Below are 20,553 nucleotides of genomic sequence, written 5' to 3' on the forward strand. Positions count from 1 at the left end.
CCGTCACGCTCTCCACGTGAATCTTGGCACTTGTCGAGATGGAGCATGATCCTCACTAAACGTGTGCTCTATTCACATAAGCCCGCCTTGACCTGATGGTCACCGTACCGTGACTTTCAGTGGCTGCACCGACGCAGCCCGCGCGCCCCTGGTTGGTGCGAACGTGTCCTGTGAAAGGCGGGAAGCGTGATGCCCAGGTTCCAACGGAGAAAAAGGGACTTCACCGAGCCCAGAGCGTCGACAAGGCGAGGCTCCCGATCACTGCTGACCGACAGTCTGCTGGCCGGCGGCCTGCTCGCCGGGGCGGCCGGACTGATCGGCGTCGCCCCGCTCGCCACCGCCGGCACACCCGCCGGTACGGCGATGGAAGCGATCGCAATGGCCGCTCCCGCTGACGAGACCGACGGGGGCGGCTCGGACCACTCCTGGCACGACGGGCGTGACGAGGTGAAGTTCGTACCGTGTGAGAGCGGGGAACTCGTCGGCGCGATCGCGGAGGCGAACGCCAACGGTGGCGGCAACCTCCGACTCGCGCCGAAGTGCACCTACACCCTCACCGGGTACGGGGAGAACCAGGCCGAGGGCGACCGGACCGGCCTGCCGGAGATCTGGCAGCCGATCGTCATCGAGGGCTCGGGGGCCACCATCACCCGGGACGCGAACGCGCCCGAGTTCCGCTTCTTCACCGTGCGCGCCGGCGGGGACCTGCACCTGAGCGACGTCACCCTGACCAACGGACGCGCCGGCTCCGGCGGCGGCATCCGGATCGACCACGACGGCACCGCCGTGGTCGAGCACGCCACCATCACCGGAAACGCCGCCGTCGCGCCCGACGGGAGTGGCGGCGGGATCTTCAACGACGGCCACCTGACCCTCACCGAGAGCAAGCTCAGTGACAACCACGCCACCGGCCCCTCGGGCAAGGGCGGCGGCATGCTCAACGGTGGGGTGCTGGCGGTTAAGTGGACCGAGTTCACCAAGAACAGCGCCAACGAGTTCGGCGGCGGGTTCGCCAACTTCCAAGGCGCGGCTGACCTCAGCGAGAGCACCTTCGCCCACAACCGGGCCGGCGACGGCGGCGGCATCGCCAGCGTCGCGGCACGTACCAAGGTCTGGACCATCAAGGTCACCGACAACACCGCCAACACCGGCGGCGGCGTCGCCAACAAGGACGCCACCATCACCCTCCGGGACGCGACCATCGACCACAACACCTCCACGGTTGCCGGCGGCGGCGTCTCCACCATCCAGGGTCTGCTGACCCTCGACGACAGCACCGTCGCGGCCAACACCACGGGTGGGGACGGTGCCGGCATCTTCAGCGAGCGGTCGAACCTGCTCGTCCGCACGAGTGAGAGCAGCCGCAACAAGGCGGTCGGCCTCCACTCGAAGGGCGGCGGCCTCTCCGCTACCGGCGGAGACGTGCGTCTGTTCAGGAGCAAGGTGATCGAGAACGACGCGACCGAGCAGGCCGGCGGCGTCTTCACGCCGGACGGCGTGGTGAAGGTCGACGACGAGACCGTGATCGCCGGCAACCACCCGTGCGGGGGTCTCCGGGAAGAGGGCGACGACTGCGTCGCCTGACCTGGTCCACACCGCGTACAGGAGCAGGGCACCCGTCGGGTGCCCTGCTCGTCGCCGACGCCGCACCGTCCCCGGGCCGGCACCCTGGCCGGTGCCCTGGTCGCCGACCCGGACGACGGCTCGAACGACACCTGCTCGATCAACACCTGGACGACGACTCGAACAAAAAAACAGGGAAGATGACCAATTGGTCATCTTCCCTGTTCGAGAAGGTGCGCCCGAAGGGACTCGAACCCCTAACCTTCTGATCCGTAGTCAGATGCTCTATCCGTTGAGCTACGGGCGCAGGTGCTCGATCAGCATACACACACCGATCTCGCGCGGAGACTCCGGGATTCGAACCCGGGAGGGGCTTTAAGACCCCAACCGCATTAGCAGTGCGGCGCCATAGACCAGACTAGGCGAAGTCTCCCCGGTGGCCCAGCAGACCACCGCCGACCGAGAATACAGGTCTCCCACCGGGCGGGGCAAAGCGAGTATCCCGCGAGCCGTCGGGCGGCACGCCGTACTGCGGTGGGGGCTGGTCCGGCCCGCCGCTTCACGGGAGGTGAACCTCGATGAAGCGGACTAGGCTCGCTTGGCATGGAGGAGCAGCCGCCCACCGAACCGACGCCCGGCCGCCGCCGCCCGCAGGCGAAGTCGGCGCCGCGCTCCCGTACCCCGAAGGCAGCCTTCACCCCGCCGGCACCGCCGCCGTCGCCGGAGACGCCGCCGGGCCACCCGCCCACGCCCCGGACCGCACCTGCCGTCCTGTTCCAACCGCCGCCGGAAAGCCCGCCCACTGGTGCGGAACCCGTCGCCGAGGCGGCAGCCGCGCCGGAGCCCGAGCCGACCACGGCGAGCCCACCGGCAAAGGCGACAAAGGCGGCCACCCCGAGAAAGACGGCCACCCCGAAGAAGGCGACGGCGAAGAAGGCCGCCGCAACCGGGAGGACAACGGCCAGAAAGGCCGGTACGGAAACACCGGCACCACCCCAGACGGGAGCGCAGGAGCAACCGGACCCGGTCCCCGCCCGGCAGCCGATTGTCGCTCGGCTTCTCGATCATCCCGGGTTCACCCCCGAACTGCTCGCCCTCGCCGCCGTCGACAGCGTTGGTCCGGCCGCCGAGTCCTGGGTCCGGCGGACCCGGGCCAGCTACCCGACCGCTACCGCCGACGGGTTGGCCCGGTTGGCGACCAGGCGGTTCGTCCGGCTGGCGGGTGCGGGTGGCGCGGCCTCGGCCGCCGCCGGTCTGCTCGCACCGCTCACCGAACTGGCGGCCGTCTCCTGGGCCCAGGCCGCCCTGGTCCTGCATCTCGCGGCGGCCTACGGGCAGGATCCGACGGACCGGGAGCGCGCGGTGGACCTGCTGGTGCTGACCCGGGTGCACCCGGACGACCAGAGCGCTCGTGCCGCCCTCACCGCCGCGTCGGAGGCCACCCCGGACGGCGACGGCGGCGCCCCGCACCGGATCGCCGAGCTGGGCTGGCGGCTCGCCGCACCGCTGGCCGCGCAGGCCGGCGGCTGGCTCGCGCTGCGGCTGGCCGCCCGGCTGCTACCCGGTGCGGCGGTGCTCGCCGCCGCTTCGCGGGACTCGACCGCCGCCGAGCGCTTGGCCGCCCGGGCGATCGCGCACTACGGCCCCGCGAAGATCCGCGCCAGCAGGTCTTAGGAGCCTTACAGCCAGTCGAACCAGCTTCGGGGCAGTGCGGCGTAGCCGACGAAGGCGACCACGTCGAGCAGCGTGTGGGCGACCACCAGCGGCAGCACCCGCTTTGTCTTCAGGAAGACAAGGCTGAAGAGGACCCCCATGATCGCGTTGCCGACAAAGGCGCCGAAGCCCTGGTAGAGGTGGTACGAGCCGCGCAGCAGCGCGCTCGCCGCGATCACCGTTCCGATCCGCCAGCCGAGTTCGCGCAGCCGGGTCATCAGGTAACCGACCACCACGATCTCCTCCAGGATCGCGTTCTGGGCGGCGGCCAGCACCAGCACCGGGACCGCCCACCAGATGTCCGGCAGGTTGGCCGGGACGACACTGGCGTTGATCCCGAGCTGGGCGGCGACGAAGAACAGCCCGATGCCGGGCAGTCCGATCAACGCGGCCAGCGCCGCTCCCAGGCCGAGGTCCGAGCCCGGCCGGCGGGCGTCGAGCCCGAGCGTGCCTCGCGCGTCGCCCCGGTCCCGGTTGAGCAGATGTACGGCGAGCAGCACCGGCACCAGCGCGAACAGGATGTTCAGCAGTTGGTACGTGAGGTCGAGCCAGGGTCGGGCCGACTGGGAGGCGTTGAGCGTCGCGGTCTGCTGGGAGAGCGGCCGGTCGGCGGTGAGCCGGCCGATGATGTTCACCGCCGCGTAGACCGCGGACTGGCCCAGGGAGACGCCGAGGACCAGCAACACCTCGGTGCCGAGCGTCCGGCGCGACACCGGCCTGGCGAGATCAACCGTCACCCGACCACTCTGCCTCAAGCCGCCACCGCGCGACCGCCCTGGCGAGCCGAAATCTTGCGGCCAGACCGGCTGATCCGATCATCGATCCGTACCCGATCGCACAATCTGTGCGACCAACATCCACGGAGAGTGTCCATCCTGATCGAGACGGACAGCCCAATCGTCCCGCCATCCGATCAGCTCGTACGTGCGCCGGACGCACGTCGTCATCGAGAAGGGCGCAATGGACAACCTGGCGCAGGTGTTGAAGGAGAGCTGGACCCTGGTCGAGGAGGACCGGGACAAGATCGCCGGACATTTCTACGCCCGCCTCTTCCTCTCCAACCCACGGCTGCGAGATCTGTTCCCGATCCAGATGGACGGGCAGCGGGACCGGCTGCTGGAGGCGGTCATCACGTCGATGCAGACGCTCGACGATCCGGAGCGGTTCGACGACTACCTACGCGGCCTGGGTCGCGATCACCGGAAGTACCACGTCGACCCGGACCACTACGCGCTCGTCGGCGAGGCGCTCATGGTGGCCCTGCGCGCCGCCGGGGCCGAGCAGTGGACGATCGAGTACGACCAGGCGTGGCGGGACGCGTACGCCCTGATCGCGGAGAAGATGATCGCGGGAGCGGCCGACGACCCGAACCCCCCGTTCTGGCACGCCGAGGTGTTGACCCACGAGCGGCGGGGGCGGGACGTGGCGGTCTTCACCTGTCGCCCGCTCCAGTATCCCCTGCCCTACCGCGCCGGCCAGTACGTCAGCATCGAGGCCCCCCGCTACCAGCCGAGGCTCTGGCGGACGTACTCGATCGCGAACGCGCCGACCGAGGAGAACGTGCTCGAGTTCCATGTCCGGGCGGCGGGCGCCGGCTGGGTCTCCAGCACGCTGGTTCGCAAGATCAAGCCGGGCGACCTGCTCCGTCTCGCCGCGCCGATGGGTTCGATGACGCTGGACCGCAAGTCGAACCGGGACATCCTCTGCGTGGCGGCCGGGGTGGGCCTGGCCCCGATCAAAGCTTTGGTGGAGGAGTTGACCCTCTACAACCGCACCCGTTGGGTGCACGTCTTCTTCGGCGGCCACAGCCAGGACGAGTTGTACGGCCTGACCGAGTTGTACGAGATCGCCGCCCGCCACCCCTGGCTCTCGATCCTGCCCTCGTGCAGCGCCGACGACGCCTTCACGGGTGAACGCGGCGACCTGGCCGAGGTGCTCGCCCGCTACGGGCCCTGGACCACCCACGACTGCTTTGTCTCCGGCTCGGCTCCGCTGGTCCGCTCGATCCTGCGCACCCTCGCCCAGCACGAGGTGCCCCCGGCCAACATCCGCTACGACACCTTCGGCGACCTGTAACCAACACCGCGCCACCCCCGATCCAAGCCCCTCCCCCCCAGCCGGGTATCGGGCCCTGCCGGCAGGGCCCGATACCCGGCCCCCTTTTTCCCGGCTCAGTACCGCCAGGGGGTGCCGGTTTCCCGGTACTCCTCCACCGGGACGAGGGGGATGCTCGGGTCCATCCGGTCGATGTAGAGCTTGCCTTCCAGGTGGTCGATCTCGTGCGCCACCAGCCGGGCCATGGCGAACTCGAACGAGGTGATCGCCCGACCGCCGTCCCAGCGGGCGTGTTCGACGTCGATCCGGAGCGGGCGGGCCACCAGGCCGCGCTGGTCGAAGAAGGAGAGGCAGCCCTCGTACTGCTCATCGGTGTCGCGGGCGGCGTCGACCACCCGGGGGTTGAGCAGTACGACCGGGTCAGCCTCCCGGTCCGGTGGCCGGACCACCGCCGCCGCCCAGGGAATCCCGAGCTGCGGGGCGGCGAGACCCACGCCCTTGCTGAACGGGTGCAGTTCGTCCAGGCGGTGCAGCGCCGCCCGTAGCTGGAACAGCACGTCGCGGGCGGTGGCCTCGTCCTGGGGCAGTTCGAACAGCCGGGCCGGCTGGCGCAGCAGCGCGGCGCCCCGTTGCACGATCCCGGCGGCGCGCATCCGGTCACTGGCCCGCAGTTCGGGCTCGGCACCGGTTGTCGCCTGCTGGGCCCGGTAGCGCCACTCCAGCCGGTAGCGGGCGTTGAGCGGCGGTTCCTCGGTCGACCAGTCGTAGATCGCCCGGCCGTCGGCGTCGTGCCGGACCAACGGCGTACGCAGTGGGCCCTCCTCGGCCGAGAGGGTGGTCTCCACCCCCCACACCTGCGGGTCCAGGTCGAGCGGGAGGTTCAGCCGGACGGCGAGGTGCCGGGTGGGCAGCCGGACGGCCCGCTGGAACCAGTGCCCCCACTTCTCCTCGCCCACGGTGTACGCGTACTCGATGGTGACCCGTTCGCCGGGGTAGAGCGGGAAGCGGCCGTTGGCGTTCTCGAACAGGAGCCAGACCTCTTTGAACGCGTCCCGGTCGTGCTTCTTCCGCCAGTCCATCGGTTCGGGGTTCTCCTCGTCGCCGCAGACCGCCTGGAGGTCGAGCTCGGCGAAGGTGAGGGGGTGTTCCCGGTGGTGCCGGTTGGACCGCCCCGGGTCGCTGGGGTAGCGGTCGACGGCGACCCGGACCAGGTAGCGGGTGACCGGTTCGGTGCCGGCGTTGTAGAGCGCACGGCGGATCACGCACCGGTACGCCTTGTCCTCGTAGGTGAGGGTGGCGGTCTCCTGCTCCACGATGAGCCCGGTCCCCGGGGGGAACCACTGCTCGGGTACGGGCGGATCCCGGTGGGCGATCAGGTTCGACCGGGCGTGCCGGAGTTCGTCGTACTCCTGGAAGCGTTGCCAGATGGCGCCGGACGCGCTGAGTACGGCCTCGGCGCGGCGGGCGAAATCCTCGGTCGGCCGGTGGCGGCGGCCTTCCACGTGACTGACGTATGAGGGGTCGAACCCCATCCGGGCGGCGAGCTGCTTCTTGGTCATGCCCCGCTCGACCCGCCGTTTGGATAGTTCGGCCGCGAACGAGTCGGCAGCCCGTTCGATGGGCGAGGTGGTCATCAGGTTCCTAAGGGGCCGGGAATCTCAGTCTGCTGGCCGACCCAGTCAACGGGGCAGGAGTGCCGCGTTAACGACATTTGGCTTGACAATTCTTTCATCATCATCGATCCTCGCCCAGCCCGTACCGCCTGCTCAGGCCGCTTCCAGCCCCCCTCACCGGTCACTCCCGGTTAACCGTCAGGGGGACCGGGTACCCCCGCCTCGACCACGTTGGGTGATCTCGGTCGGCATTGGTGACGAACGGCCTCCGGCACCTCCTGCTGTGGTTAGGCTTGCCTTAGTGCTAACGTGGCGTCGGTACGGCGACCGGAGGGCGGGTGCGGTGACAGCGGAGATACGACGGCTGACCCAGCCGCGCTCGCTCGTTGACCCGAGGGCTCTCCCGATCGGGACGAGCACGCCCGGAGCCGCGTACACCATCACGTCGTGCCAGATTGGTCACATTCGGTGACCGCCGTGATCACCGGGCGGGCGTACGCCGCCGCCCCGCTCGCGCCACTGAACGCGACGCTGCGCACCATGTTCGGCACCGACGACCTGCCCGGCCTGGTCCCCGGACTGATCGTGGAGGACGATCGGGGCTGGCTCCCGGCCAGCGAGCTGATCAGCGGCGACCGGCTGCCCGAACTGCTCGCCGCGGCACGACGCTCCTGGCAGGCCACCCCGCACGCCGCCGCCGCACTGCTCTGGAAGGCGTACACCTACTGGTTGGCCCTGCCGACGGTGGTCGGCTGGGCGTCCGCCCGCCGGGTGCCCCTGGTGCGCGCGTCGGACGTACTGATCCGGGTCGACACCGACCGGGCGGCGATCACCCTCGGACTGCGCCGCGGCACCACGATCGCGGTGCTCCCCACCGACCCGCTGGCGCTGGCCGGGCTCCCCGAGGTGCGGGTCCTCGCCGACGAGGCGGAACTCCTCACCGCGCTGCGCGAATCGATGCTCGACGAACACCTCACCCCGTTGCTGGACGCGATCCTCGCCCAGGTCCGGATCGGTGCTCGTACGATGATGGGCTCGGTCGCCTCGGGCGTCTCGTACGGCATCCTGCGGGCCGCCGACGGACTGCCCGGCACCTCGGCCGAGAACGTCGGGACGCTGCTCGCCGCGCTCGACCTCGCCGACCTGGTGGACCTGGTGCCCGGACCAAACGGTGAGCCGACCGTGCAGCGCAAGACCTGCTGCCTCGCCTTCACCCTGCCCCAGCCGCGCATCTGCAAAGGCTGCTGCATCCGCTCCAGCTGAGGTGTAAGGAAGGGCCCCTTGTTAACGCATAGCGTTAACAAGGGGCCCTTCCTTACCTGTGGGAGGGTTCAGGTGGTCAGCAGGGGGCGTACGTCCCAGATCCACACCCCGCCGGTCAGCGTCGGCTCGATGCCGGTCAGGGCGACCATGCCGGCCCGTAACGCGTCGGCGCGTCTCTGCGGGGCGAGCACCACCACACCTGCCCGCCACGAGCGCAGGTCGGTGAGGGCTTCGGTACGCCGCCGTTGGTCGACCCGGGGCACGGTGCCGGTCCGGGCAATCGCGTCGAAGAACCGGCTGGTCGGCGTCGGTGGCGCGGAGAAGAGCGCCACCCTTCCCTCGGGTCGCCCCGGCCGGGTGTCCGGCCCGAGAAAGTAGCCTCGGGCCAGCGGCAGGTCCAGTCCGGTCTCGGCGGACCACCGCAACGGGTCCGGATAGGTCGACGCGGGCAGCGGCAGGGCCACCAGACTCCGCCCGCCGGCGACGTACTGCCGCCAGGTGCCGGCGGTGACAAACGCCGGGGTGGGCGGGAGCCGCTCGACCGGGACCGGCAGCGGTGTGATCGGCAGCAGTGCCATCACGAGGACGGTCCCGGTGGCGAACCGGACCCCGGTGCGGTCGTGGCCGGGAACGTGGGCATCGTTCACGCGGGCATCGTTCACGCGGGCATCGTTCACGCGGGCATCGTTCACACGGGCATCGGACACACGGGCATCGGACACGCGGGCGACCGGATCGGCCGCCGCCGGGTGCCCACGGGCGAGTTCGGCCGCCCGGGCGCAGCCGAGCGCCAGCAGCAGGCCGATGATCGGAACGATCGCCAGGGCCCACCTGGTCGGCACGGCCGAGTCGAGCAGTGGGACGTCCTCCAGCACCGCCCAGACCGACGGAATGCCGGTGTCCCGTCCGCGCCAGTGGATCCTCGGGCCGAGCGACATGACCGCGAAGAGGAGGCCGGCGGCGGCCAGGCCGAGCACGACCGCGGATCGGCGTAGCCACCACACCAGGGCCACCACGAGTACGACCAGCGGCCAGCCGAGGTACGCGTTCTGCTCGCTCGCGTTCTGCGCCAGCCGAGCGGCGGTCGACCGGTCCCCGGCCAGCGACTGCCCCGGGAAGGTGACGTACGAGGCGAGGTCGGCGCCGTACGCCCGGATCGAGCGGGGCAGCCCGGAGTAGGACTGTGGTCCGAAGAGCTGGACGTAGAGCGGGTATCCGAGCAGGATCAGCGCCACCCCGGCGGCGAGCCCCAGACCGGCCAGGAACGTCCCGGCCGCGTACCGAAGCTCGGGCCGGCGGGCCACCACGACCGCCAGCACGACGCCGAGGCCGACCGCGGTCATCAGCAGGATCTCCAGGTTGATCAGACCCTGCCAGACGATCAGCAGCCCGAGCAGCAGGCCGTTGCGGGGCCAGCGGCCCGGCTCGCGCAGCCGCAGCACCCGCCAGACGATCAGCGGAACCATGAACTGACCGACGATGTTCGGGTGGCCGTTCGCGTGCGAGACCATCGCCGGCGCGTACGCGCAGAACAGCGCGCCGACCCAGGCCGCCCCTCGGTGGCGGACCAGGTGCCGGGAGAGCACGAGGTACCAGGTCGTGGCCGTGGCGAGGAGCGCCAACGTGAGGAAGACGTTGAAGGCGATCCTGGGTCCGCAGAGGAGGGTCACCGGCGCCAGCGGGACCGAGACCCCGAGTACGGAGGTGTTCGCCATGATGTTCAGACCGTCCGGCACGTTCATCCGGTCGGACCAGAACGGGTAGTCGCCCCGGCTGACCACCCGCGCCCCGTGCGCCAGCATCCACTCGAAGAACGCCTGGTCAGCCTCGTTCTCCCGAACCCCGGAGCCGGGCCGGAGCCAGAGTCCGGCGGTGATCCAGACGGTCAGTCCGAAGTAGCTCAGCAGCGCGGCGACGTCCGCCAGCGGACCACGCCGGAAGCGGTGTGGTGGCGTGGGCGTGGGCGTCTCCGGCGTGGGCTCCTTCGGTGGACCGGTGGCACGAAGATGAGAGGTAGTCATGTCTGTTCGGAGGGTAGCGAAGGCTAGCGGACGGCCGGGCTCGATCACCAGGATCCGCGTCTTCCATGCCCAAACGTCCGGAAGCCGGACGGTACGGATCGACGTAACAATCCGTTCGTGCCACGCCGATGCCTCAATTTCCCTACGGTCGTCCTAGATGGTTCACTCTGTCGGTCCAGGGTGCAGGTCGAGTTTCAGATCGCGAGGAATCGACGCATGGCAGAAATCACTGGGGATCAACGGGTCCAATCCGAGGTACTCGAAGGTCTCGCGACCGCCGTGAACCACCGCAGATGGTTCGTTGAGCTGGCGATGCCGTACCTGGGTGACAACCCGATCGAGATCGGCAGCGGTCTCGGCGACTACGTGCTCGAGTGGGCACCGCACTTCCCCCGGTTCACCGCCACCGAGGCCGACCCCGACCGGCTGGTGGCGCTCAAGGACCGACTCTCCGCCGAGTCCAACGTCGAGGTACGGCAGATGCTGCTCCCGCAGCCCGAGCCGGAGCACGGCGACTACAGCGCGGCTGTCTCGTACAACGTGCTGGAGCACATCGAGGACCACGTCGGCGCGCTGCGGAGCATGTCCGATCTGGTCCGTCCGGGCGGGGCGATCGTCCTCATCGTCCCGGCGTTCCAGTTCGCGATGGGCCCGGCGGACATCGCCACCGGGCACGTCCGGCGCTACACGAAGAAGACGATGCGGGCGGCGCTGACCGAGGCGGGCCTGACCATCGAGCGGTTGCACTACGCGAACGCGCTGGGTCTGATCGGTTACTACATGGCGACCAACGTCTTCCGGCTGATGCCGAAGGAGGGCCCGATGGTCAAGGTGTACGACACCCTGGTGTTGCCGGTGACCAAGGCCGCCGAGCAGATCGTCCGCCCCCCGTTCGGGCAGTCGGTCTTCGCCGTCGCCCGGGTCCCCGGCGAACCGACCGCCTGACCCGACCGCTCCATCCGACCGCTCCATCCGACCACTCGGCTGGACCGCCTGACCCGACTTCGGGTTGCGCTCAGCGGCCGGCACCGACACCGTCTACCCGTCCCCGGTGTCGGCGACGGCCGCTCACTGCGTGTCTGTCCCCCGGGTTCAGCCCTTGACCTGGTACGTGGGGCGGATCACCGCGCGGGCGAGGGTGTGGAAGGTCAGGTTGAAGCCGACGTACGCCGGGCTGGCGTCCGGGGTGACGTCGAGCTTCTCCACGTCGAGGGCGTGTACGGCGAAGAGGTAGCGGTGCGGCCGGTCACCGGCCGGCGGCGCGGCCCCGCCGTACTCCTGGGTGCCGTAGTCGTTGCGTACCGCGAACGCGCCTCCGCCGGTGGCTCCGGCCTTGCCGGCGCCCCGGGGCAACTGGGTGACCGAGGCGGGGATGTTCACCAGCACCCAGTGCCAGAATCCGCTGGTGGTCGGCGCGTCCGGGTCGTAGCAGGTGACCACGAAGCTGCGCGTCTCCGCCGGGAAACCGGACCAGGCGAGCTGCGGTGACTGGTCGTTGCCGCCGACGCTGGGGTGCGTGAACTCGGCGTCCAACGGCTCACCGTCGCGTACGTCGTCGCTGGTGACGGTGAACGCGGGCACCGGCGGAAGCACGTCGTACGGGTCCGGCGGAATCGCTCGGTCGAGGTTCATCGGGAAGTCCTTCCAGTGATCGGGTGACTCGGAGTCTTTCTACCCTGCCCCGGCCCACCTACGGCTGCCGGTGCCGAAAGACGTACGGACATCGGCGGGCGCGGGCTTCGCCCGAGCGGTCCGTTCGACCTGGTCCGATCGGCCCACGCGAGGTGGCACGGTTGGTCGGAAGCGGCCCGGAAATCGGCCGGACTGCCGCCGAGGTGGCGTCCAGCCCACTCCAAGGGTCGGGGCGTGCGGACCGCCGAGCGGGAAATGCGACATCGTGCGCCGGGTCGGCAAAAGGCGGTACGACCATGGACAGCAAAATCACCCAGGGTGTCGACAAATACTTTCCGTGATCATACAGCGACCATCACAAATCGAGGAAAGTAGCGGCGTTGGTCACGGTTTTCGCAGGCCAAGCGGGCTTGGCAAGAACATGAACGGACCAGTAACGTCAGCCCGTCTGGTCCGGCCATTAGTCACCGCGGGTGACACCGGAACAGACCCGCTGAGTCGTAACTGTTACGAGCCGGGGACCCACAGTAGTTTTGGGGTGAATCCGCGAGACATTCGCGGTAGGGCGAGCTTCCCGTCCGAATCCGTCAGCTAACCCGGTAGGCGGTATCGGAAGGAGAACATGCTCCGTGCAGCGCAGTATCTGCCGTGGCCCCTCCCTCGGCCACGTCCCCCGTCACCTGCTCAGGTCCGCCCGCGCGCAGGCGCGGCCGAAGACGCTGGATCACTAGGCCACCCGCGTACGACCGTCGACGCGAGCATCGCGAACGGTCGGTGACACGAGTACGCGCGACCGGCAGGTGGACGGAAACGTACGGCACTGATTTGTCGTACGCCCTCATCCGGTAACGCATTCCACCGCGCAAGGCGGTGGCGGATCAGCACGCCCTGATCCGGCAGCCCGGGTTGGCGGCCGATGCCGCCGGACCTCGCGCGCACTCGTCACGCGACCGGCCCCGGCAGAGACCCCACGCCATCCCGAATCATGTGCCCCCGATCGCAGATCGGCACATCTGCGGAGGAAATCGAATGAAGCATCGTCAGCAACTGCGACTGCGTCGCATCGTGACCGCCAGCCCGTACCGGGTCAGCGTTGTCTCCGCCGCGGTCCTCGCGGTGGGTCTGACCACCGGCATCCTGCTCACCCAGGGCCACGAGTCGGCCCTGCCGGACACCTCGGCCGTGGCCGTCTCCGAGAAGCTCGGCGGCCAGGCCGCCGGCGAGATCGCGCCCAGCCTCACCACCCCCACCCCGGATGCCCCGGCCCCGGTCGCCACCTCGGCCGCGCCGAGCCCCACGCAGTCGGCCCCGGCCGCCGCCAAGAAGGCCACACCGACCGCGGTCAAGGCGGTCAAGAAGGCACCGCCGGCCGCGAAGACGCTCGACTACGACTACGAGGCGCAGATCAACGGCTGGTACTGCGGCCCGGCGGCGACCCGGATCGCCCTGACCGCCCGGGACAAGACGCCGAGCCAGGACGCGGTCGCCTCGGCCCTGGGCACCACGATGAACGGCACCAACTCGGCCGACGACACCACCCGGGGCCTGAACAGCCTGGCCAAGACGAACTTCTACTCGAGCACCTTCATCCCGGGCACGCCGTCGCCGGCTCAGATGGACCGGCTCCAGGCCGATGTCGTGCACGCGATCAGCAGCGGGTACGCGGTGGTGGCGAACATCGTCGGCTCGGCGACCGATGTCGACGGCGGGTGGCACGCGTACGACGGGGGCCACTACCTGACCGTCGTCGGCTACCGCGACAACGGGCGGACCGTGCAGATCGCCGACCCGGCGTTTGTCAACGGGGTCAGCTCCTACTGGATGAGCACCATCGACCTGGCCAACTGGATGGCCAGCCGGGGCTACTCAGCCTGATCCTTCCTCCCCCCTGGCCCCGGGTGCCGACCGAACCGGTCGGTGCCCGGGGCTGCCCGTACCAGCGGGACGATGGCGGCGGTGCCACAACCATCCACGGACGTGCGCGTTGACACTGTCGTGACCATGGCCCGCGCCGACCAGGCGGACACCGAAGACCGTTGGGTCGGGGCGGCAGTCCGCGCCCCCGGTCGCCACCACGAGTCGGTCGCCGTGCGCCCGTACATCGAACGAAGGGTTCTGGTGATGGCCGTGCCGTGTCAGGTGTTGACCCCGTGAGCCGCGTCGACGAGCCGCTGACCCGCGCGGGGATCTGGGAGGCGGCGGCGATGACCATCGCCCAGCACGAGGACCGGGGTACGTCGTACGCCCCCGGCACCTGCGCCTGTTGCACCCCGGACGGCTGTGCGCAACTGCGCTGGGCGATGGACGTGCGCGCCGGGCGGGACCCGGAGTATCCGATGGGCGCCCCGGTCCCGCCCGACCTCAAGTCGCTCGGCTAGCGTGCCGGGTCGCTCGGCCAGCGTGCCGACCGGCCACGGTGGTCACTCCTCGGACGCCCCGACCGCGAGCCTGGCGAACTCGTCCATCCCGCCGTTCCACATAAAGTCCGAGGTCTGGCTCAACCCGATGGCGATCAGCCCCTGGTTCGGGTCGTTGAACCAGGTCGTGCCGTAGCCGCCGTCCCAGCCGTAGCGTCCGGGCACCGGCGAGACCGCGTCCGGCTCGACCGCGACCGCCATGCCCAGCCCCCAGCCCTTTCCCGACAGCAGGACACCGCCACCGGTGATCTGCTCACCGGTCAGGTGGTTCCTGGTCATCAGCTCGACCGACTCCGCCGACAGCAGTCGCTCGCCCCGGTGGACCCCCTTGTCCAGCAACAGCCGGGCGAAGGCGAGGTAGTCGTCGGCGGTCGACAGCAGCCCGGCGGAGCCGGACGGGAAGACGGGCGGGCTGGCCCACTCGCTCGGCGTGGAGACCGTACGCGACTCCAGCTTGCCGCTGGCGAAGTCGGTCATGTAGTAGCTGGGCAGCCGGCGGGTGTATTCGGCGGGCAGCCAGAACCCGGTCTCGGTCATGCCGAGCGGGTCGAAGATCCTGGCCCGGAAGAAGTCCCCGAGCGGCTGGCCGGCGGCCCGTGCCACCAGCACCCCCAACACCAGCGTCCCGACGTTGTACTGCCAGCGCTCGCCGGGCTGGCAGATCAGCGGCAGGGCGCCGAACTGCTTGATCCACTCGTCCGGGTCGTGCGGCGTACGCGGATCCGGCGCCCCCAGGACGAGCTGCCGCTCCTGTGCCGCGTGAACGATCGGGAAGGGCGGGTCGAAGGTCGGTTCGAGGATGACGCCGGAGCCCATCCGGAAGGTCAGCAGGTCCTCGACCACGATCTGACGGTCGGCCGGCACGGTCTCGTCGAGCGGCCCGTCGATCGACTTGAGCACCTGTCGGTCGGCCAACTCGGGCAACAGCCGGTCGACCGGCTCGGCCAGACTCAGCCGACCGTCCTCGACCAGCATCATCGTCGCGACGGCGAGGACTGGCTTGGTCATCGACGCGATCCGGAAGATGGTGTCGCGACGCATCGGCTCGGTGCGGTCGAAGTCGGTGAAGCCGATCGGATCGACCCGTACGTCGTCGCCCTTGGCCAGGAGGGTGACCAGACCGGGCAGCTCGCCCCGGTCGACCCGGTCGGCCATGGCGTCGTGCAGCCGGTCGACCCCGGCCTGCGTCAGTTCGCGTGTCATCTCGCAACCTCCGATGCGTACGGTCTCGCCTAGGGTCGAACCAGGGTCCGACAGATCGACATGCACTGCGATCCATTCTGGCCCGCCGACACCGAGTGTCGATACGTCCGACACCTTCTGTTTGACCGGCTCGCCGCTCCCCGCCTAGCCTCTGCCGCGTGTGGGGCATCCCGGACTACCGCCCGTACCCGCTGAACAGTGTCGAAGAGCTGGTCAACCGGCACGGCGGGGAGCTGGCCGCCCTGGTCGGCCGCAGACTCGACCGGACCTGGGGCCTGTCGTACGTCTGCGACGGTCGCCTCTGCCCGACGCTTCCGCTGGTCCTGGACTTCTCCGGCCGCCACCTGGAAATCACCTTCGAGGGTTGGGACCGGCTTTACCTCTCCTGGGACCAGCTCGACCTCGACACCGTGCCGGACGAGGACTCCCAGGACGATCCGGAGCTTGAGGTGGCGTGGCGCGAACTGGACCTGCCCGAGCTGCGGCGGCTGACCGGTGCCCGGATGCGGGAGGTACGCGTACTCCAGAACGATTTTTGCTTCGAGGGTGTCGACGGGCGACGGATCGAGGCGTGGGTGCTCGGCGGGCTGGAGTTCGTCTTCGAGCCGTCCGGCGCGGCGCTACAACTCTTCAACTCGCTGAACGAGCTGTCACTCGGCTACGAAGGCCCCAACTCGGGCTCCTGGCAGCGAACGGCACTCACCTTTTCGGGTTTCGGCACTTCCTGATCCGGATCGCTCGCGCGAATAATCCGGCGCGACGAACCCGGCCGGACGCGTCAGGTGAGATCGATCCAGTACCCCAGCTCGACCCGATCGGCCGGGATGACGATGTCCGCGACCTCGACCACTCGGTCACCCGCGTACGTCTGTCGGGCCAGCGTCATCACGGGAGTGCCACCCGGGATGTGGAGGGTCCGCACCTCGTCCGCCACCGGCATCCGCGACCGCACCCGCTCCCGGATGCCTGTGATGACCACACCCAGGCTGTGGAGCTGGGCGGTGTTGCCACCCGGCCACGGCTCGTTGTCCGGATTCGCGACCGGTGTGCCGGCCACCATGTCGAGCAGCAGGCACGATGTGGACATCTGCTGCGCGACACCGTCCGCGTGGAATACGAAGCGGCGCTCCAGCAGCATCGTCCCGGCCGGCACCCCGAACTGGTCGGCGGTGGTGATGTCGGCGGGCACCTCGGAGAACGCCTTGTCCAACCGGTACTCGTTCCACCTCACGCCTTGGTCGACGGTGAACGACGTCTCGGGTGGTCGATCGCCGCGTATCTGGTCCAGCTCACGGCGGTACCGCTCGGAGCCCAGTCGGCGGACGGGTAGCGCCGGTCTGACGAAGGTCCCGCGTCCCATCTCCGTGACGGCCAGGCCCTGGGAACGGAGCAGGGCGATGGCTTCGCGGGCGGTGCCGCGTGACACGTCGAACTCGGCCATGATGGCCGTCTCCGACGGCAGGATCGACCCGGCCGGGATTGCACCGGACATGATCCGGTGGCGCAGTTCGTCGGCGACCCGTCGATATCGAGGCCGCTCGTGCGGGGTAGGCACGCTCGTCACCGTACCTTCGATCAACGCGGTTCGGATGTTCGCCATCTCCTTCTAAGCCAGCCTATCTAGACGGGCAGTCTATACAGGTGCAACTTCCTGTTGAGCGGCCAGCACGGAGCGTTGATCTAGGGGTAGGTGACCCTGTGCTGGCCGCCGTACCCAATCGACGGAGGTAGTAGGCATGAACAGCACCCGCCGCAAGTACTTCTTCGGCCCACCCCTGGGCCCGCCCCCGGCGGCTTCTTCCACCCCAGCACCCGCTCCGGAGCCGGCGCTGGCGGTCGACCAGCCCCGCCGGGAACTGGTCTCGGCGGTTGTGGGACGCACGGCGGTCGACGGACCACGGGGGGCCACTTCCCGGCGGGCACCGGTTAACGGTGGGCGGTGGCGGTCGTGACCTCTGCAGTGGAAACCGTGCGGCGGGCATTGAGGATCAAGGCACGCCACGACAACGGCGCACGGTGCGAGAAGTGCACGGACCAGGGTGCCCCGACCTCAACTGGTCGCAGGCCCTGACCAAGGCCGGTGAGTGGTGATGGTCGTACTGCGCGGCAAGGAACTACGCGGACTGCGGGCCGCACCCAAACCATCGTGGTTGCGTGGCCGAGTACGTGGCCCTCGCCGCCGTGGAACGGGCCTTGGTAGCCGCGGGTCTTGGGCGATTAGCCGTCAGGACAAGCCTCTGACCCCGGCCGCGATCTGGTGGGCGGCGGCCCGGACCCTGCTCGGGCACAGCGAGGGACGGACCTGTCCGCAGTGCCGGCCGGACGGGTGCGATCAGCTCGACTGGGCGCTGCGGCAGCGGGCGGGCGGCAGGGCGGTGTCGGCGGCGCCGGTCCTGCAAGCTGGCGCGGTGCCGAGTTGACAGATGATTCGACAATCCCGAAGCCGGAGCATGCGCGTGCGGGTGAGGCGGAGGGTGTGGGATTCGAACCCACGAAGAAGATCGCTCCCCTTACCGGTTTTCAAGACCAGCGCCATCGGCCACTAGGCGAACCCTCCTTGGCCCCGGTCGCCGAGCCCGGCGGACCGCTGCCGCCGCCTAGTCTGCCATGAACCGGACGGTCCCGGATGTCACGGCCGGGACCATGTGCTGCCCTCGATGCGATCATGCGACCCGCGTCGATGAAGTCGGAACCCGGCAGGACTGGACATGCGGGCAGGTTTCGCCAGACTGGAACGATGATGGCGATCACTATCCCGGAGCCGGGTGGGCCCGAGGCGCTGATCTGGGCCGATGTGCCCGACCCCGAGTTGAGCCCGGGTGAGGTGCTGGTCGACGTACGCGCCACCGCGGTCAACCGCGCCGACGTACTGCAACGACAGGGGAACTACGCGCCGCCGAAGGGCGCGTCTCCGTACCCGGGGTTGGAATGCTCCGGGGTGATCAGCGCGACCGCCCCCGACGTGACCGGGTGGCGCGTCGGCCAGGAAGTCTGCGCCCTGTTGACCGGCGGTGGCTACGCACAGCGGGTGGCGGTGCCGGCCGGACAGTTGCTGCCGGTGCCCACCCCGGTCGGGCTGGTCGACGCGGCGTGCCTGCCCGAGGTCGCCTGCACGGTCTGGTCGAACCTGGTGCAGGTGGCGCGCTTGGGCATGGGCGAGACGCTGCTCGTGCACGGTGGCGGCAGCGGCATCGGCACCTTCGCGATCCAGCTCGGCGTCGCGCTCGGCGCCAACGTGATCGTGACCGCGCGCGCCGGAAAGCACGAGCCGTTGCGCAAGCTGGGCGCGTCGCATGTGGTCGACTATCGCGAGCAGGACTTTGTCGAGGAGGTCAAGAGCTTCACCGACGGGCACGGCGCCGACGTCATCCTGGACATCATGGGCGGTTCCTACCTCACCCGGAACGTACAGGCGCTCGCCACCCACGGCCGGATCGTGGTGATCGGCCTCCAGGGCGGTCGCAAGGGTGAGCTGAACCTGAACGCGCTGCTGATGAAGCGTGGAACCATCCACGGCACGGTGCTCCGGGGCCGGTCCAACAACGAAAAGGCCGCGATCGTACGGGGCGTGCGCGAGGAGATCTGGCCCCTGGTCGAGTCGGGCGCGATCCGCCCGGTGGTGGACCGGCGGCTGCCGATCACCGCGGCGGCGCAGGCGCACCGGCTGTTGGAGGAGAGCAACCACCTGGGCAAGTTGCTGTTGACCGTGGAGTGAGCGGTTACGGCTTCCCGGCGCCACGCAACATCAGGCGGGCGCCGGGCCCCTCGGTGGCCAGCTCGTCGCCCGGGTTGTTGAGCGTGCAGCGCTGCAACGACAGGCAGCCACAGCCGATGCAGTTGTCCAGGTCGTCACGGAGTTTGGTGAGCATCCGGATCCGCTCGTCCAGCCGCCCCTGCCAGCCGGCCGAGAGCCGGGTCCAGTCGGCGGTGGTCGGGGTGCGCGACTCCGGCAACGAGTCGAGCGCCTCCCGGATCTCGTCCAGCGAGATGCCGACCTGCTGCGAGATCCGGATGAACGCCACCCGGCGCAGCTCGCTGCGCTCGTACCGGCGTTGGTTGCCGCCCGTGCGTCCGGCTCGGATCAGGCCGAGTCGTTCGTAGTAGCGCAGTGCCGACGGGGCGACCCCGGACCGGGCGGCAAGTTCGCCGATCGTCAGTCCCTCCTGCATGTCGCCCCCCTCGACTTGAAGTCAACTTCAAGTCGCAGGTTATCCGCGTGACAGCCGCATCGACAACCGCGATGACGACGGTCGAGCTGCCCGTGGCACTGACGTCGGGCGGGCGCCGGTCCGGTTTCAGGCCGGAATCCCGCCGGGGATCAGCGGGGGCCTGGAGTGACGCTGCGGCGTCGGGCGCGCTCGCGACCGAGGATCCAGATCGCCTCGACGCCGTCCTTCCAGGTGATCTTCTTGCCCTCCTCGCGACCCCGGGCACGGTAGCTGATCGGCACCTCGTAGGGCCGGATCCGGCGACGGAGCAGCTTGCCGGTGACCTCGGCCTCCATGCCGAAGCCGCGCGACCGCACGTCGAGCGAGCGGTAGAGCGCCACCGGCAGCAGCTTGAAGCAGGTCTCAAGATCGCCAATGTACGAGTTGAAAAGTACATTGGCGGCCGTGGTGACCGCTTTGTTGCCCATGACGTACCAGAAGCTGTAGGCGCTGTGGCTGCCAAAGGTCCGATTTCCGTAGACAACCGTGGCCCGGCCGTCGAGTACGGGATCGAGCAGCTTCGGAATGTCCTGCGGGTCGTATTCGAGATCGGCGTCGAGCATGACCATGTACTCGCCCTCGGCATGGTCGACAGCGGTCCTGATGGCGGCGCCCTTACCGGCGTTGCGAGGGTGGGTGATCACCCGCAGCCGGCTATCGTCGGCACGACCGAGGATTTCGGCGGTGCCGTCGCGGCTGCCATCGTCGACCACCAGCAACTCGATCTCGCACGGGTAGTCGACCGCCAGTGCCTGTTTGAGGGCATCCGCGATGCGTTCTTCCTCGTTGAAGACCGGCATGAGGATCGAAAGCTTCACGGGAATCTCCACGGTGCGGACGACGGATCGGCCTTAGCCTAGCTGGT

At 69.5% G+C, this 20,553-nt stretch carries 18 protein-coding genes, 3 tRNA genes and 1 riboswitch; of the genes, 10 read left to right on the top strand and 11 right to left on the bottom strand.

Annotated elements, in window-relative coordinates; genetic code table 11:
- The first annotated feature begins 189 nt into the window (after window positions 1-189).
- Together ACI2K4_RS18945 and ACI2K4_RS18950 are read left to right on the top strand one after the other, a co-directional pair.
- The gene (locus ACI2K4_RS18945; RefSeq protein ID WP_404513011.1) at window positions 190-1,584 is read left to right on the top strand and encodes a hypothetical protein; all 1,395 of its coding nucleotides are present in this window, start codon (window positions 190-192) and stop codon (window positions 1,582-1,584) included.
- A gap of 39 nt (window positions 1,585-1,623) precedes the next feature.
- Window positions 1,624-1,767, top strand: coding sequence for a hypothetical protein (locus tag ACI2K4_RS18950; RefSeq protein WP_404513012.1), 144 nt, complete (start codon window positions 1,624-1,626; stop codon window positions 1,765-1,767).
- Window positions 1,768-1,797: 30 nt separating this feature from the next.
- Here ACI2K4_RS18950 and ACI2K4_RS18955 read toward each other — a convergent pair.
- A tRNA-Arg gene (locus ACI2K4_RS18955) sits at window positions 1,798-1,870 on the bottom strand.
- Between the two features lie 35 nt (window positions 1,871-1,905).
- Window positions 1,906-1,996: transfer RNA gene (locus tag ACI2K4_RS18960), tRNA-Ser, on the bottom strand.
- A gap of 170 nt (window positions 1,997-2,166) precedes the next feature.
- Here ACI2K4_RS18960 and ACI2K4_RS18965 point away from each other — a divergent pair.
- The gene (locus ACI2K4_RS18965; protein WP_404513013.1) at window positions 2,167-3,237 is read left to right on the top strand and encodes a hypothetical protein; all 1,071 of its coding nucleotides are present in this window, start codon (window positions 2,167-2,169) and stop codon (window positions 3,235-3,237) included.
- 5 nt (window positions 3,238-3,242) lie between these two features.
- Here ACI2K4_RS18965 and ACI2K4_RS18970 read toward each other — a convergent pair whose 3' ends face one another.
- The gene (locus tag ACI2K4_RS18970; RefSeq protein ID WP_404513014.1) at window positions 3,243-4,013 is read right to left on the bottom strand and encodes a CPBP family intramembrane glutamic endopeptidase; all 771 of its coding nucleotides are present in this window, start codon (window positions 4,011-4,013) and stop codon (window positions 3,243-3,245) included.
- Window positions 4,014-4,236: 223 nt separating this feature from the next.
- Here ACI2K4_RS18970 and ACI2K4_RS18975 point away from each other — a divergent pair, with 223 nt between their 5' ends.
- Window positions 4,237-5,352, top strand: coding sequence for a globin domain-containing protein (locus ACI2K4_RS18975; RefSeq protein WP_404513015.1), 1,116 nt, complete (start codon window positions 4,237-4,239; stop codon window positions 5,350-5,352).
- A gap of 95 nt (window positions 5,353-5,447) precedes the next feature.
- Here the strand turns inward: ACI2K4_RS18975 and ACI2K4_RS18980 are convergent, their stop codons facing one another.
- Entirely contained in the window at window positions 5,448-6,965 is a 1,518-nt protein-coding gene (locus tag ACI2K4_RS18980) for a peptide deformylase (protein WP_404513016.1), read from the bottom strand.
- Window positions 6,966-7,424: 459 nt separating this feature from the next.
- Here ACI2K4_RS18980 and ACI2K4_RS18985 point away from each other — a divergent pair, with 459 nt between their 5' ends.
- Entirely contained in the window at window positions 7,425-8,207 is a 783-nt protein-coding gene (locus tag ACI2K4_RS18985; RefSeq protein WP_404513393.1) for a hypothetical protein, read from the top strand.
- A 68-nt stretch (window positions 8,208-8,275) separates the two neighbouring features.
- Here the strand turns inward: ACI2K4_RS18985 and ACI2K4_RS18990 are convergent, their stop codons facing one another.
- A complete protein-coding gene (locus ACI2K4_RS18990) occupies window positions 8,276-10,228 on the bottom strand; it encodes a hypothetical protein (RefSeq protein WP_404513017.1) in 1,953 nt (650 codons plus the stop codon).
- Between the two features lie 216 nt (window positions 10,229-10,444).
- Here ACI2K4_RS18990 and ACI2K4_RS18995 point away from each other — a divergent pair, with 216 nt between their 5' ends.
- On the top strand, window positions 10,445-11,173 hold the full coding sequence (locus ACI2K4_RS18995; protein WP_404513018.1) for a class I SAM-dependent methyltransferase: 729 nt from the start codon (window positions 10,445-10,447) through the stop codon (window positions 11,171-11,173).
- Window positions 11,174-11,320: 147 nt separating this feature from the next.
- Here ACI2K4_RS18995 and ACI2K4_RS19000 read toward each other — a convergent pair whose 3' ends face one another.
- Window positions 11,321-11,860 (bottom strand): YbhB/YbcL family Raf kinase inhibitor-like protein, encoded by a 540-nt coding sequence (locus tag ACI2K4_RS19000; protein WP_404513019.1) that lies wholly within the window; start codon window positions 11,858-11,860, stop codon window positions 11,321-11,323.
- 481 nt (window positions 11,861-12,341) lie between these two features.
- Window positions 12,342-12,481, top strand: a riboswitch (cyclic di-AMP (ydaO/yuaA leader).
- Window positions 12,482-12,889: 408 nt separating this feature from the next.
- On the opposite strand from ACI2K4_RS19000, the gene ACI2K4_RS19005 reads away from it, so the two are divergent.
- Window positions 12,890-13,735, top strand: a complete 846-nt coding sequence (locus ACI2K4_RS19005; RefSeq protein WP_404513020.1) for a C39 family peptidase — start codon at window positions 12,890-12,892, stop codon at window positions 13,733-13,735.
- Between the two features lie 275 nt (window positions 13,736-14,010).
- Complete coding sequence (locus tag ACI2K4_RS19010) at window positions 14,011-14,238, top strand: hypothetical protein (protein WP_404513021.1); 228 nt, start codon at window positions 14,011-14,013, stop codon at window positions 14,236-14,238.
- Between the two features lie 42 nt (window positions 14,239-14,280).
- Here the strand turns inward: ACI2K4_RS19010 and ACI2K4_RS19015 are convergent, their stop codons facing one another.
- The gene (locus ACI2K4_RS19015; protein WP_404513022.1) at window positions 14,281-15,480 is read right to left on the bottom strand and encodes a serine hydrolase domain-containing protein; all 1,200 of its coding nucleotides are present in this window, start codon (window positions 15,478-15,480) and stop codon (window positions 14,281-14,283) included.
- Between the two features lie 158 nt (window positions 15,481-15,638).
- Between ACI2K4_RS19015 and ACI2K4_RS19020 the strand changes: the two genes are divergently transcribed.
- Window positions 15,639-16,208, top strand: a complete 570-nt coding sequence (locus ACI2K4_RS19020; protein WP_404513023.1) for a hypothetical protein — start codon at window positions 15,639-15,641, stop codon at window positions 16,206-16,208.
- 50 nt (window positions 16,209-16,258) lie between these two features.
- On the opposite strand, the gene ACI2K4_RS19025 is transcribed toward ACI2K4_RS19020, so the two are convergent.
- Window positions 16,259-17,035 carry a GntR family transcriptional regulator gene (locus ACI2K4_RS19025; RefSeq protein ID WP_404513024.1) on the bottom strand — a complete coding sequence of 259 codons (777 nt, stop codon included), beginning with the start codon at window positions 17,033-17,035 and terminating at the stop codon, window positions 16,259-16,261.
- Between the two features lie 913 nt (window positions 17,036-17,948).
- Window positions 17,949-18,037, bottom strand: a tRNA-Ser gene (locus ACI2K4_RS19030).
- A 180-nt stretch (window positions 18,038-18,217) separates the two neighbouring features.
- On the opposite strand from ACI2K4_RS19030, the gene ACI2K4_RS19035 reads away from it, so the two are divergent.
- A complete protein-coding gene (locus tag ACI2K4_RS19035; protein ID WP_404513025.1) occupies window positions 18,218-19,195 on the top strand; it encodes an NAD(P)H-quinone oxidoreductase in 978 nt (325 codons plus the stop codon).
- Between the two features lie 4 nt (window positions 19,196-19,199).
- Here ACI2K4_RS19035 and soxR read toward each other — a convergent pair whose 3' ends face one another.
- Complete coding sequence (gene soxR, locus ACI2K4_RS19040) at window positions 19,200-19,649, bottom strand: redox-sensitive transcriptional activator SoxR (protein ID WP_404513026.1); 450 nt, start codon at window positions 19,647-19,649, stop codon at window positions 19,200-19,202.
- Between the two features lie 149 nt (window positions 19,650-19,798).
- A complete protein-coding gene (locus tag ACI2K4_RS19045; RefSeq protein WP_404513027.1) occupies window positions 19,799-20,506 on the bottom strand; it encodes a glycosyltransferase family 2 protein in 708 nt (235 codons plus the stop codon).
- Between the last annotated feature and the right edge of the window lie 47 nt (window positions 20,507-20,553).

Origin of the sequence: Micromonospora sp. NPDC050397, from assembly GCF_044901685.1 — a bacterium.
Lineage (GTDB): Bacteria > Actinomycetota > Actinomycetes > Mycobacteriales > Micromonosporaceae > Micromonospora_G.

Bases quoted from the DNA above. Each gene is read 5' to 3' on its own strand.
- ACI2K4_RS19000 (WP_404513019.1), bottom strand. From the start codon at position 11,860: ATGAACCTCGACCGAGCGATTCCGCCGGACCCGTACGACGTGCTTCCG.
- soxR (WP_404513026.1), bottom strand. From the start codon at position 19,649: ATGCAGGAGGGACTGACGATCGGCGAACTTGCCGCCCGGTCCGGGGTC.
- ACI2K4_RS18965 (WP_404513013.1), top strand. From the start codon at position 2,167: ATGGAGGAGCAGCCGCCCACCGAACCGACGCCCGGCCGCCGCCGCCCG.
- ACI2K4_RS18990 (WP_404513017.1), bottom strand. From the start codon at position 10,228: ATGACTACCTCTCATCTTCGTGCCACCGGTCCACCGAAGGAGCCCACG.
- ACI2K4_RS18945 (WP_404513011.1), top strand. From the start codon at position 190: ATGCCCAGGTTCCAACGGAGAAAAAGGGACTTCACCGAGCCCAGAGCG.
- ACI2K4_RS19005 (WP_404513020.1), top strand. From the start codon at position 12,890: ATGAAGCATCGTCAGCAACTGCGACTGCGTCGCATCGTGACCGCCAGC.
- ACI2K4_RS19035 (WP_404513025.1), top strand. From the start codon at position 18,218: ATGATGGCGATCACTATCCCGGAGCCGGGTGGGCCCGAGGCGCTGATC.
- ACI2K4_RS19015 (WP_404513022.1), bottom strand. From the start codon at position 15,480: ATGACACGCGAACTGACGCAGGCCGGGGTCGACCGGCTGCACGACGCC.
- ACI2K4_RS18995 (WP_404513018.1), top strand. From the start codon at position 10,445: ATGGCAGAAATCACTGGGGATCAACGGGTCCAATCCGAGGTACTCGAA.
- ACI2K4_RS18980 (WP_404513016.1), bottom strand. From the start codon at position 6,965: ATGACCACCTCGCCCATCGAACGGGCTGCCGACTCGTTCGCGGCCGAA.
- ACI2K4_RS18975 (WP_404513015.1), top strand. From the start codon at position 4,237: ATGGACAACCTGGCGCAGGTGTTGAAGGAGAGCTGGACCCTGGTCGAG.